The organism is Oceanispirochaeta crateris (assembly GCF_008329965.1).
GTDB classification, from domain to species: domain Bacteria; phylum Spirochaetota; class Spirochaetia; order DSM-2461; family DSM-2461; genus Oceanispirochaeta; species Oceanispirochaeta crateris.
In genome coordinates, this window is record NZ_CP036150.1 from 1,036,881 (window position 1) to 1,049,406 (window position 12,526).

13 protein-coding genes are annotated in these 12,526 nt (G+C 38.2%); 10 read left to right on the forward strand and 3 right to left on the reverse strand.

The window, feature by feature from the left end; genetic code table 11:
* Window positions 1-7: 7 nt before the first annotated feature.
* From EXM22_RS04700 to EXM22_RS04710, 3 genes are all read right to left on the reverse strand, one after another.
* Complete coding sequence (locus EXM22_RS04700) at window positions 8-193, reverse strand: hypothetical protein (RefSeq protein WP_149485401.1); 186 nt, start codon at window positions 191-193, stop codon at window positions 8-10.
* Window positions 194-444: 251 nt separating this feature from the next.
* Window positions 445-765 (reverse strand): type II toxin-antitoxin system RelE/ParE family toxin, encoded by a 321-nt coding sequence (locus tag EXM22_RS04705; RefSeq protein WP_149485402.1) that lies wholly within the window; start codon window positions 763-765, stop codon window positions 445-447.
* 15 nt (window positions 766-780) lie between these two features.
* A complete protein-coding gene (locus tag EXM22_RS04710) occupies window positions 781-1,059 on the reverse strand; it encodes a type II toxin-antitoxin system Phd/YefM family antitoxin (RefSeq protein ID WP_149485403.1) in 279 nt (92 codons plus the stop codon).
* A gap of 174 nt (window positions 1,060-1,233) precedes the next feature.
* Between EXM22_RS04710 and arsC the strand changes: the two genes are divergently transcribed.
* From arsC to dcm, 10 genes are all read left to right on the forward strand, one after another.
* Window positions 1,234-1,575 carry an arsenate reductase (glutaredoxin) gene (gene arsC / locus EXM22_RS04715; protein WP_149485404.1) on the forward strand — a complete coding sequence of 114 codons (342 nt, stop codon included), beginning with the start codon at window positions 1,234-1,236 and terminating at the stop codon, window positions 1,573-1,575.
* A gap of 185 nt (window positions 1,576-1,760) precedes the next feature.
* Window positions 1,761-1,937, forward strand: a complete 177-nt coding sequence (locus EXM22_RS04720; RefSeq protein WP_149485405.1) for an AAA family ATPase — start codon at window positions 1,761-1,763, stop codon at window positions 1,935-1,937.
* Between the two features lie 223 nt (window positions 1,938-2,160).
* The gene (locus tag EXM22_RS04725) at window positions 2,161-2,439 is read left to right on the forward strand and encodes a type II toxin-antitoxin system RelE/ParE family toxin (protein WP_149485406.1); all 279 of its coding nucleotides are present in this window, start codon (window positions 2,161-2,163) and stop codon (window positions 2,437-2,439) included.
* Window positions 2,440-2,449: 10 nt separating this feature from the next.
* A complete protein-coding gene (locus tag EXM22_RS04730; protein ID WP_149485407.1) occupies window positions 2,450-2,764 on the forward strand; it encodes a HigA family addiction module antitoxin in 315 nt (104 codons plus the stop codon).
* A 363-nt stretch (window positions 2,765-3,127) separates the two neighbouring features.
* On the forward strand, window positions 3,128-4,090 hold the full coding sequence (locus EXM22_RS04735; RefSeq protein ID WP_149485408.1) for a helix-turn-helix transcriptional regulator: 963 nt from the start codon (window positions 3,128-3,130) through the stop codon (window positions 4,088-4,090).
* A 229-nt stretch (window positions 4,091-4,319) separates the two neighbouring features.
* Window positions 4,320-6,002 (forward strand): DUF262 domain-containing protein, encoded by a 1,683-nt coding sequence (locus EXM22_RS04740; RefSeq protein WP_149485409.1) that lies wholly within the window; start codon window positions 4,320-4,322, stop codon window positions 6,000-6,002.
* Window positions 6,003-6,187: 185 nt separating this feature from the next.
* Entirely contained in the window at window positions 6,188-8,485 is a 2,298-nt protein-coding gene (locus EXM22_RS18330; RefSeq protein ID WP_210411554.1) for an McrB family protein, read from the forward strand.
* A gap of 7 nt (window positions 8,486-8,492) precedes the next feature.
* Entirely contained in the window at window positions 8,493-10,844 is a 2,352-nt protein-coding gene (locus EXM22_RS04750; protein WP_149485410.1) for a DUF2357 domain-containing protein, read from the forward strand.
* Window positions 10,845-11,076: 232 nt separating this feature from the next.
* Window positions 11,077-11,511 carry a very short patch repair endonuclease gene (locus EXM22_RS04755; protein WP_149485411.1) on the forward strand — a complete coding sequence of 145 codons (435 nt, stop codon included), beginning with the start codon at window positions 11,077-11,079 and terminating at the stop codon, window positions 11,509-11,511.
* Window positions 11,504-12,517: a DNA (cytosine-5-)-methyltransferase gene (dcm, locus tag EXM22_RS04760; RefSeq protein WP_149485412.1), complete on the forward strand. Its 1,014-nt coding sequence runs from the start codon at window positions 11,504-11,506 to the stop codon at window positions 12,515-12,517. Before EXM22_RS04755 ends, dcm begins: the two co-directional genes overlap by 8 nt.
* Window positions 12,518-12,526: the final 9 nt, after the last annotated feature.

Below are 12,526 nucleotides of genomic sequence, written 5' to 3' on the forward strand. Positions count from 1 at the left end.
TGTTTTTCTACACATGGAATAGAAGAGATTCTGGGCGTCTCCCCGGCGTTGCCAGGGCCAGGCTCTGCGTGGGTTCCGTCCCTTCGGGACCGCTCTGGCGAGCGCCACTTCGATCCTTGACGCTGGGCAGATCGGGGAAGGCCCTTTCGGGCCCGGTCTCGATTCTGGATGAAATTCGCAATATTGATTCCAATGAAAAGAAGGTTAAACTCAGCCAGGAGATACAGGATCATTACTTAAACTTCATGTAGAGCCCTTCTTCAAAAAAGAAGAAATCAATCCGGCATCGTGGCAATGGCTCTCATTCTCCCGGAGGATCTCCGGGCTGTCTGGACCAGTCTCCGGCAACACAAAAATACCAGGACATATGCCCAGTGTCTTTGTGCGAATGCAGAAACCATGACAGTAGGTAGTTCTACTACAATTGTTTGTTATGAATCCCATTTATCTTAATTGTCTTTTCATCAATATATCTTCTATATTTCGTCTTCCATCAATAATGGCTAGAATATACATTATGTCATTCTCAATTTTATACATAAGACGCCATGGTGAGATTATTAATTCACGGTACTTATATATGTTTTCATTTGATAATTCAGGAATAATTCTTCCTTGTTCTGGAACGGATTTTAACTTTTCAGCACTCTCTTTTATTCTAAAATACTGTTGTTTTGCAATTTGGATTTCATCGTTAGCGATATAGTCAATTATGTCATTCAAATCTCTTTTAGCCGTTTCTGTCCATTGTATTTTGCTATACATATTTCATACCTGGAATTATTTAATTTTGAATAATCTATTTTCGATTTCGTTGAAAACATCATCTTGTTCATGAAGGTTCTTATTCTGAACATCTCTTTCACCTTCTGACAATAATTTCATTATTCCAAGACTATTTCTCATATCTTGATATGATCTTGTATCAAGTAATACCGCTTTTGCTTCTCCATTTTGCGTTATCACTATTGGATTATGGGTTTCATTTACCCTATTAAGCATTTCTGCAGCATTTGTCTTTACATAGGAGATTGATCTAATATCTTCCTTTAAGTTCATAAAAGCCTCCGTAAGTCTTTATATCATACTATATTTAGACTTCTTGATCAATTTTTGTTCATATATATTTGATTTTCAAAGATATATATTTTAATTATTTTTTAAAGTGCCACAGGCTTCATAACATTTGGTTTTGTCGGCTCATATCACGTAGAGTTAATAAAAGGAGACCTCATGCCCACAATCGAAATCATCCATAATCCCCGGTGTTCCAAGAGCCGTGCCGCCCTGGAACTCCTCAACAAAAAGGGCCTGAGCCCTGAGGTGACTGAATACATGAAAAACCCCTTGTCAGCAGCACAACTGGAGCAGATTTCTCATAAACTGGGGCTCAAGCCATCCCAGTTCGTCCGCCAGGGGGAATACTCAAAACTCGGTATAGAGATAGCAGGGTCAGAAGAAGGGATTTTGAAACAAATGGTTGAATATCCCATACTGATTGAGCGTCCCATTGTCATCAAGGGAGACAAGGCCAGGCTGGGCCGTCCCACAGAGTCCATCCTTGAAATCATTTGAAACTTTTAAGTGTGTTCTGTGCGTTTCCCCTGACGGGGGCGGGCCTTGCAGGGGTTCCGTCTCTCCGAGACCGCCTTTGGCGCCCTTCCAGTCCCTAACGAGCGCCGGGTGAGGCGGGGGGTAGGGGGCATAGTCATGGTGAATCAAAGATAAAATCTGTACAGATTGTATTTCATATTGACAATATGTACGGTTATGCTGAGATTCAACGCGTACCCCCCTTAATGTCCTATTTGCAAACCCATGTTGATCACCTTAAAGAGAAGGGAACGATTGTTATTACAGGTTCACATAACTTCTTCCTGATGGAGCAGATAAGCCAGTCTTTAGCAGGAAGGCAAAACAGAAATTACCAGGATTGAGACATTATAAACTCAGTGATGTTTGTCAATATTACAATATTCCACTTAATCATCATGAAGCATTAAGTGATGCCCGGGGAGCGGCTTTAATTGCCCTGGAATTCTCAAAATAACAGTATGGGGAATTTCAACCAGGGGATGAGGGGTCATACCTGGCTGTTATATTGGAAAAGAACCTTCTCATTTATTGACACCCGTAACGTTGCGGGTTACAATTTAATGTATGATAAAATCCTTCAAGCACAAAGGGCTTGAACAGTTTTTCATCTCAGGCAGCAAGAAGGGTATTCAACCTGATCATTCCAGGAAACTGGCACGTATCCTTGACCGCCTGGACGCTTCAATTACAGTACAGGACATGGCCTTACCAGGATACAAGCTCCATCAATTATCTGGTAACGAGAAGGAGATCTGGTCGGTTTGGGTTAATGGGAATTGGAGAGTTACTTTCTTCTTCGAAGAAGGTGATGCTTATGTTGTTGATTATAGGGACTATCATTAGGAGATCTATTATGACCGAAAGACGTAAACCTGTTCACCCGGGTAATGTTATAAAAGAAGATATATTAGTACCACTTGGGCTGACTGTTACTAAGGCTGCTGTAGATTTAGGTGTTTCAAGAAAGTCTCTCTCTGAACTTATTAACGAGAAAGCATCATTGAGTCCAGATATGGCAACCCGTATTGCAAAGGCAACTAAAACCTCTCCTGAAAGTTGGCTGAATATGCAGTCCAAATTGGATTTATGGACATCAGAGCAAAAGGATATAACTGTTATCCCCTTTCCTGTATATTCTGAATCGGTGCATGATATAAAAGAAGGGTAATCTCACCCACTCCAAATAACTTCTAACGCCGGCTCAGATGCTTCAGTCCATTCGGTTAATGCCGGTTGCTAACGTTTCTGCACCTGTCACCCCTGTCTTAAATCCCCACAACCGTTAAGTAATCTCCCCATATAAAGCATAAAAACCTCCTCCAAACCAATTCCCTCCTCATCTGATGTCCCTGAAGAAGTCTAACTTCGCAGTCAGAAGCCCTGCCTGATCAGGAAAAATAATCCCTCTTATCACGCTTCAGAGCTTCTGTAACTAAAAAGGACAACTATTTGTTCATTATTATTATGAAAAATAAATGCGTACATAGGCATTTACTGATATAGTAGAGGGACTGGGAGAGTGACAACTCACATGGGTAAGAACCAACTGGAACGGATACTTGAAATAGACCGCATCTTGCGTGATAGAGGCAGCTGCACCAAACAGGAAATGGTGGAGCGCTTTGAAGTCTCGGGCAAGTCAGTGGAACGGGACTTTTCCTATATGAGAGACCGTCTCCATACCCCTCTGGAATATAACCGCCTGGACGATCAGTACTACTACTCCGACAAGAATTACTTTCTCCCCGCTGTCAGCCTATCAGAGGGGGAAGCCCTGGCTCTGACTCTCTCCAGCGAGATTCTAAACCACTTTAATGCGGTAGGGGAGTTCGAGCAGCTGAGGGAATCCTTCAGCCGTCTCTCTGCCTACCTTCCCGATAAGGTGAAGGTGGACCTGTCTAAGATCAACAACCGGGTCAGTGTGATCACCGAGCAGCAGACCCTCCTTCAGTCGGGTGTGTGGAAGGTCCTGATGGACTGCGTCAGGGAGAACAGATCTGTCCGTGTCCTCTACCGTAAACCTAATAACAGAGATTATGAAGAGAAGCTTCTGGAGCCCTACTACCTGGTCGCTTTTAGAGGCAGCTGGTATATCATTGTCCATATTAAAGAGACGGATCAGATCAGAACCTATGCCCTGAGCCGTATGAAGGACCCCTTTAAAACACAGGAGTCTTTCATCCTCCCCCCGGGTTTCAAACTGGATGATTACATAGACCCCGAGTGGGGCATATACAGCCGGAAGGATAAGTATGACTTTGTCCTGCAGTTCTCCCCCCATGCGGCAGGTTTTATCAGAGAAAAGACCTTGCATAAAGAGCAGAAGACGGAAGAGCTGGAGGATGGTTCCCTGACCTTAAGCTTCACCTCCAGCCAGATAGAGACCATAGAGCAGTGGGTCATGGGATGGGGGAGAGAGGTAAGAGTTGTGCAGCCGGCTGAGTTGATTGAGAGGATAAAGAGGACTGCCCGGGTGTTGGGGGAGATGTATTAGGGGTAGAAAGGATTGTTTTTGAGTGGGGATGGGTTATTTCCTTTTAGAAAGATGTTTTAGGGCGTCTCCCTGGCGTTGCCAGGGGCAGGCTCTTCGTGGGTTTCGTCCTGCGGACCGCTCTTCGAGCGCCACTACGATCCTTGACGCGGTTTGGCTGTGGAATTGTTTATTGAGTATAGAAATGAGTTTTTTGAGTGAATAGTTATACGGTTAGAGAAAAGGAAATAAAATGCAATTTGAACAAAGTACAATATTAGGATTTTTTGACAGCTCTCAAAAAACATATGAAATTCCAGTTTATCAAAGAGCCTATTCGTGGGACGAAGAGAACTGGGAAACATTCATTGAAGATTTGGAAGAACAAATAGAAGGAGATAACAACTATTTCTATGGAAATGTTTTATTAGAAGAAATCCAGAAGAATATAAAATATGAGATAATTGATGGGCAACAACGGATTACTACACTAACAATTTTTTTCAGGGCCTTAATAAATATTTTTTCTGAAAGAATAAATAGTGGTGAAATAATTGAGATAGATTTAAATGAAAAAGAATCATTATATATAAAGAATAACGGGAGAATTAAACTTCGGCCAGTTGCTTATGATCAAGCTTGCTTTGATTCAATTATTATTGAAAATAATTCTGCGTTCAATACATCAACACCTTCGCAAGTAAGATTACAAGAAGCAAAAAAATATTTTGAAATACAATTAAGAAAATATCCCACAGACACTTTAACAAAGATATTAACTAAAATTGAAGAAACGGAACTAACAATTATAAGGCTTGAGGGCAAAAAAGATGCAGCATTAATGTTTGAATTAGAAAATAATCGGGGAAAAGATCTTACAAACATGGAAAAGATCAAATCTTATTTCATGTATCAAATGTATGTTTTCAGTGCAACTGAGGATGTAGAAGCAAATATTGAATATATTGCAAATATCTTTAAATCTATCTACTTGATAATAAATGATTTAGATCAATTAACGGAAGATAGTATTCTATTTTATCATAATAATGCTTATATAAATGGATTCACGTACAGAAATCTTGAAGATGTTAAGAATAAATTTAAGAAATCAAATGATAAGGTTCAATGGATAAAGCAATATGTTGAAGAATTGCATCGATCTTTTTCAAATATTAAGAAGTTTGAGATTTCTAATGAAGTATTCGCAAACAAAATCGAAAGATTAAATATTCCAGCTTATGTTTATCCCTTTATAATAAAAGCATATAAATACAATGACGTGTCAAACGAATTGAATGATTTATTTCAAATTATGGAAATTGTTACCTTCAGAGCAAAGCTAATAAATAGTCGTGCAAATATTCAAGAAAGATTGAATACTATTTTATTGGAATATAGTGGTGATAATAAAAAACTAAGAAGTGAAATAAAAATTCAACTAAATCAAACATGGTATTGGGGAGATGAGAATACTAAAAATTACTTGAATGGTAGTATGTATGGAAATAATGTTATACGATATTTATTATGGGAATATGAAGAATCAATTCAAATTAAAGGCTATTCAATAAACTCATATAATATTGAAAACGAACAGATAGAACATATATCCCCTCAAACTCCACCAGATGGTGAGGAAATCGAGTCAGGATACGACACCGTAAATAATGAATACAGTGAGGAATTTATTGAAAAACGTTTAAACTCATTAGGAAATCTAATGTTAATTTCAGGCTCACATAATGCTTCTATTGGAAATATACCTTTCAAGAATAAATTAAACACATATAAAAATAATCCACTGTTAAAACAACAATATTTAATTGAAAAATATGCAGTGCAAGATGGAAGTCATTGTGTTTGGAAAGAAAATTCAATAATTCGAAGACATAAAGATATTATTGATTTCTCACTAAAAAGATGGAGCTTGTAAACAACGGTATAACAAACGAACGCAACTGACAATTTATTTTGTCATAGTTTTTGAATACTTAAAAACTATGACAAACCTACGGGACAGAATTGCAACTGGGGCGGGCGTTAAACGGCAGACTGCCCCACTAAGTATGAGGGATAGAAATGGTGAAATTCCAGTTCAAAGTTAAAAGGGGATTTTAAGTGAAAATCAGTGAATTTGAAAGTGATTTATTTTCTGAAATCGGGAAAATAAAAGAAAAGCATCCTCAATACTATAATGAGTTGAGTGAATATTATCATAACAGGATAGATTCATCACATTCTGAATTAAGTCGTAAAGAATTGTTTTCTTCTCTTTTCAATAGTGATGGTGGAAATAGACATTATTTTACTATACGTGCTTCAGATAGTTTTACTAATTTAACATCTCCTGATAAATCTGTAAAATCTCTTATATTCACACCATTAAACGACCACTCTCGAAGCAAAATGGCTAAGGGTGATATTGTCTTTTGTTATCGACAAGGTCAATTTGCAAGCTTAAATGACGCTCTAAATATTCGTGGAATATATGGAGTCGGTTTAGTTGCATCAGATCCAAAACTATTGTTTCCCCAGGAAGAGGATCATAAAAAATATGGTGTTTTAGTTTTGTTTCCTGTTCTTCTGAATCACCATCTTGAATTACGTCAAATTCAAATGCATCCTACAACAATTGACTTAACACCTTATAATGGTAACAGGAATGACGCATTACAATATATTGAAAAAAAAGAGCAATATTTTGTATTATTAGACCTGATATATTCGAGGAACGCAGAACAGAGAACGGCAATAGCTGATTTGTTGCCTGAAGTGAAGTTCAAAGAAGTAGAGTTACCCAATGATTTATTAGTTAGAATATACTCCAGAGAAAGTAAGTATGAAAATAATAGAAGTAATTTTTTAGCTTCAAAATTTATTGAGTGGTTTTATAAACCGGTGAACTATAAACAATCATATGGTGAGTTGCTATCATTAGATGTTGTACTGTTTTGGGATAATGCTTTTTTTAATAATAATCTCTTTAAAGTTGATGCAGACAACATACATGATTCGATTGAAAGAATTGAGAGAATGTTGCAGAAACCGAATGATAAATGGAAAAAGTATAGCGATGGTACTAGCCGTGGTGTTCCTAATGCGTTAATTGGGAAGGAAAATTATCTAAAATTTCTTCATGATTTTTTTGTAGATGAGACCAGCATTTCTATTTATAAAAACATCCAAGATAAATATTCTACTGTAATGTCAAAAGCTATAAATGTTAATGATTCATTTACCTATCTCTATAAACCTTTTCTTCTCCTAGCAGGCATCTCGGGTGTCGGTAAAACTCGCTTTGTTCGAGCGCAAGCGGCATGTTCAAATGGCTGGACTGCAGATGACCCTCGTAAGCCTGATAACTACGAACTTGTCGCAGTCCGTCCCGACTGGCACGAGCCATCAGATTTGCTGGGGTATGTAAGCCGTATCGATGGCACAAAATATGTTCCGACGGGCTTTCTCAAATTCCTTGTAAAAGCATGGCAGGAAGTGTTCGACAATAGTGGTTCGCTTACAGATATTGGTGTAGGAATACGTCCATTCTGGCTCTGTCTGGATGAGATGAATCTTGCTCCTGTAGAGCAGTACTTTGCAGACTATCTTTCAATACTTGAGTCACGTAAATGGACCGATACTGAGTATAGCTCTCTGCCGATAATCAGCGATGATCTTGAGCTTGTTATGAAAGCTCTTAAAGGGGGGGCTGATGAAGACCTTTGGAGTGCCTTTATTAGCAATGGAGGTATCCCCCTTCCTCCGAACCTCATTGTTGCGGGTACGGTGAACATGGATGAGACTACTCATGGTTTCTCCCGTAAAGTAATTGACCGTGCTTTAACTCTGGATTTTCAAGAGTTCTTTCCAAACAGGTTCAATGAGTTTTTTGTCCCTCAAACAGAACCAAAGATCCTTAGCTTCTATACTGCTTCACATGTGAGCTCACCTGGTGATCTTAGTGATGTTCTTGCCGACCCTAATGGTGATAAGTCGATCACCTTCCTTTCTGAAATTAACATCAAATTGAAATCAACACCATTCGAGCTAGCCTATCGAGCTTTGAACGAACTTCTGCTGTCTGTGAAGTGTTTCATGCCGGAAGACAATCAATCACTGGTTGCTGTTTGGGACGATTATCTAATGCAGAAGGTCTTACCTCGTATTGAAGGTGATGCAGAAAAACTTCGCTTTACAGGGGATGATGAGAGTAGCCTGCTCAATGAGTTAAGCAAGCTTATCAAAACAAAATTTAAGAGGCTTTTAGAAACTGATAATGATATTATTACCCGCCCTGATCTTTTTAATCAGAAAGTCGATGGCGATGAAGCGGAGCCGTGTCGTTGTAAATCGCTTGATAAAATATCATGGATGCAGGAACGCTTAGTTCAGAACCATTATACTTCTTTCTGGGCTTAGAGTAGTTATGCCTGATATTCTCACTTTTGAATGTGAACACTGGGAACTGATAATATGGACACGGAACAACACTGCTCCTCGCGAGTTGCTTTCTGAAGTTCTGAATGAGCGTGGTAAAGAATTGCCTTCAGAAAAGGTCTGCCTTTCCTTTCAACTTACCGGTGAAGAGAACGTTGTATTTGAAGAGCAGACACTCTATGTTGCAAATAACTCTACAGAGATTAATATACCAGCTCCTCTATGTTATGAGAATCGTGACTATGAATTTGAATTCAATTTTTATAACGGTTATAAACCAGATTATATGAACCCTATAGTTCATCGACTGAATGAGATTGAGAATGGATTTAGAACAGTAGGCCAAAGTGTTGTTCGTGGTGTTGTAAACTTTAAGAACAACATTGGCTGGTTTAAACTAGGTCTGAGATATTATAAAGACAGCAAGGCTTTTCGTGATTCACTATCTTTTAAAGTATTTCCTACTAAGATGGATATGGTGAGTGATCTCGATACAATAGGTGAAGTTATCGACTCAACTTATCCTCTCTGGCGATTCTCACTGGCTCAGAAAACAGACTTCATGTTGTCACGATCCAATAAAAGTCATGAGTCATTTGAACTACTTTGGATCGCTCAATTTAAGTCACTTGCTAATGAACTAACAAATGCGGTTAATCTCATATGCCGCTCTCCACATAGTCGATTACTTCCGGATGTAAAAATGGTAAAGGCAGAAAGGATAACAGGTCGAGTAACCGGTAGGCTCGAAGAACGTATTAAAGAGAATATGATTGAGAAGCAGTATGACAAACGGTACCGTATTGAGAAAAGAAAGCTCTCGTACGACACAGCAGAGAACCGCTTTGTGAAGATGGTGTTGTCCTACTCCGTGAAGAGATTAAAACAGTTTACTACCCGTGTAAAGGTACTTGAACAGATACCCGAGAATGTAAGGCTGTCAGCATCTTTTTTTGATGAGCTTCATGAACTGGTAACGCCGTTCGAGAAACTGTCTGCAGAGCCTCTATTTCGTGAGATTGGGAATTATGATGGCCGTATACGTGAGTCTTTGGTACTACAACAACGTACAGGGTATGCAAAGGTGTATCGCATATGGCAGGAGATGAAGCTCTATCTTGACTACTTTGGTTCTGACGCATCTGTTTCAGTACGATCTGTAGAACAACTTTATGAGATATGGTGTCTGCTTGAAGTTCGTAGGCTTTTAATGACATTAGGTTTTGAAGAAGGTAAAAGCTCTATTCAGAGGTTGAAGATTGAAGGGTTTGAGAAGAACTTAAAGAAAACAGATGAGACTTTCTATCTGCAGCGCCCTGATGGTATGAAGGCTCTTCTTGTTCATGAACCCAGTTATAGCGGTATTAAACATAGACACTTCGAAAGGATTTACTCTTGGACTACCACTCAACGACCGGATATATTCCTTGAAGTGACAATGCCGTCTGGAGATAAGGTCCGGTGGGTGTTTGATGCTAAATACCGTATCGATGCTAATAAGAAGAAAGTTTGGCCTCGAAATGGAATTGACACTGTACCTGATGATGCAATTAATCAGATGCATCGATACCGTGATTCTCTTATCTATATCTCAGAGGCAGATGAAGATAGTGAGACTGATAAGAGTCGCCCTATAATCGGTGCATTTGCTCTTTATCCTGGATGGTTTGAAAATCAGACCGAGTCTGAGAATCCGTATCGAGACTCTATCGACACTGTAGGTATCGGTGCTTTCCCACTGCTTCCAGGACAGGAAAATCTCTGGCTTGCAGAATTCCTGAAAAGCCAACTTGGCAAGTATCTTCACACTCAATATGAACACAAAGAGGCTGATGAACTCTATCTACAGGAGTCTGTGAGAATTGCACCATATGGTATGAAACAGTATCGTCACAGCGAGCTGATACTTGCTGCAGACGTATTTGAATCCAAAGGAAGAGCTTATGTTAAACCTTTCAAAGATGGTAATGCTCAGTGGTACCATATCCCAGAAAGCACAGTACAGAATCACAAGATACCCCGGCATATCATGAGAGAAATAAAGTATTGTGCTTTCACTACCATTCATGATGACGTAAGACAATGTAGGAATGTTTATCTTGTAGAAAAAGTAATATTAAAGCTTCGTAGCGAGATAGATGAATTTGCCGGAGGTGCCGGCAATAGTGGTGACAGCATGTACTGGTTAATTAAGCTTGGACAGTCATTCCAATTACCAGTTACTCTGATCTCAAAAGAGCATCATAGACGTTTCAGATTCAGGCTGGTCGTATTTAAAGATTTTCTTACTGCTGAGTCATGGGATGATATTACAATGAAGTATAGGAAACTAACAAAATAATAAAAAATTGTAGCTGAATTGGATGTTGTATCTCAAAAGATTTAATATCTAATTATTATTGGAAAATAGAAAATACATAAACTGATGCTTCTCTTATATTTAAGCTCCTTTATTATAAAATAAAACTGAACTTAATATATGAATTATGAAAAGATTCTAGAATGAGCCTATTGTTATAGTAGCTAGCTGCTATTTAATCATAAATATTCTATAATTTTTGAGGAGCCTATAAATGGATCATCTTTCTCAACTGGAAAGAAGTCAAAATATGAGTAGAATCCGTTCATCTGATACTAAACCTGAAATTATAGTTCGCTCTGTTCTTCATAGGTTGGGATATAGATTTAGGCTTTTTGGAAAAGTAAATAAATGTTATATCAAAAATGGAGTTCTTCCAGGTAAGCCTGATATTGTTTTAACAAGACATAAGACAGTAGTTTTTGTTCATGGATGCTTTTGGCATATGCATACTGATTGCTCTAGAGCCAACATTCCGAAAAGTAATACTGAATATTGGATAAAGAAGCTGCAAAGGAATACAGAACGTGATAAAATAAACGTTAAAACACTACATGATATGGGATGGAAAACAGTTCTTATTTGGGAATGTGAAACTAAAGATACTCAAAAATTAGCTGAAATACTAAGGAAACAATTGAATGAGTAAAGAATTTACTGTTGGTAGTTTATTTGCAGGTATCGGTGGTATCTGCTCAGCATTTAAAGGGGCTGGAGCCAAAGTCATTTGGGCTAATGAATTTGATAAGAAAGCATGTGAGACTTATCGTCATAATTTCAAAGACACAACTCTCTATGAGGAAGATATACATAATCTTAAGACCGAAGATGTAAGTAATGTTGATATTATCACTTCAGGATTTCCCTGTCAGGCATTTTCTATTGCAGGCTATAGACAGGGATTTAATGACAAAAAGGGTCGGGGTAATCTTTTTTTTGAAACAGCCCGCTTCATTGATAAAATTCGGCCTGAAGCTTATCTTCTCGAAAATGTTAAAAACTTAGCCAATCATGATAATGGCAATACTTTATCGGTAATAAAGAAAACCATTATCAATGATTTAGAATATTCGTTTATTCCGTTTATTTTAAATTCAAAAGACTATGGTAATATCCCACAGACGAGGGAAAGAATCTATATTGTTGGATTTAAAAATGAGGCCAATTTCAATACAGAATCAGATGTCGATAATGAATTGAGATCATCAAAATTCCAGATTCCTACCCCAATCAAACTTACAAATATTATTGCAGATCTCTTAGATCATGATAAAAAAGATGATAGATTCTACTACAATAAAGATCACCAATATTACCCAGTTTTAAATGCAGAGATGAAGCGTAGAGACACAATCTATCAGTGGCGAAGAGTTTATGTACGGGAAAATAAAAGTAATGTTTGTCCGACTTTGACTGCTAATATGGGAACAGGTGGACATAATGTTCCCTTGATCATTGATAATTATGGTTATCGTAAATTAACTCCTCAGGAATGTATCCGGTTTCAGGGATTTTCTGATGGTTTTAAGTTTCCTGAGAATATGGCTTTGTCCCATTGTTATAAGCAAGCTGGAAACTCTGTTGTAGTCCCTGTTGTTCAGAGAATCGCTGAAGAAATAATAAGAGTTCTCCGAGAAACCGAATTGCAATATTAATGAAGGATT

Coding starts and splice junctions, on each gene's coding strand:
- EXM22_RS04705 (WP_149485402.1), bottom strand. CDS start 765: ATGTATAGCAAAATACAATGGACAGAAACGGCTAAAAGAGATTTGAAT.
- EXM22_RS04710 (WP_149485403.1), bottom strand. CDS start 1,059: ATGAACTTAAAGGAAGATATTAGATCAATCTCCTATGTAAAGACAAAT.
- arsC (WP_149485404.1), top strand. CDS start 1,234: ATGCCCACAATCGAAATCATCCATAATCCCCGGTGTTCCAAGAGCCGT.
- EXM22_RS04720 (WP_149485405.1), top strand. CDS start 1,761: ATGTACGGTTATGCTGAGATTCAACGCGTACCCCCCTTAATGTCCTAT.
- EXM22_RS04725 (WP_149485406.1), top strand. CDS start 2,161: ATGATAAAATCCTTCAAGCACAAAGGGCTTGAACAGTTTTTCATCTCA.
- EXM22_RS04730 (WP_149485407.1), top strand. CDS start 2,450: ATGACCGAAAGACGTAAACCTGTTCACCCGGGTAATGTTATAAAAGAA.
- EXM22_RS04735 (WP_149485408.1), top strand. CDS start 3,128: ATGGGTAAGAACCAACTGGAACGGATACTTGAAATAGACCGCATCTTG.
- EXM22_RS04740 (WP_149485409.1), top strand. CDS start 4,320: ATGCAATTTGAACAAAGTACAATATTAGGATTTTTTGACAGCTCTCAA.
- EXM22_RS04750 (WP_149485410.1), top strand. CDS start 8,493: ATGCCTGATATTCTCACTTTTGAATGTGAACACTGGGAACTGATAATA.
- EXM22_RS04755 (WP_149485411.1), top strand. CDS start 11,077: ATGGATCATCTTTCTCAACTGGAAAGAAGTCAAAATATGAGTAGAATC.
- dcm (WP_149485412.1), top strand. CDS start 11,504: ATGAGTAAAGAATTTACTGTTGGTAGTTTATTTGCAGGTATCGGTGGT.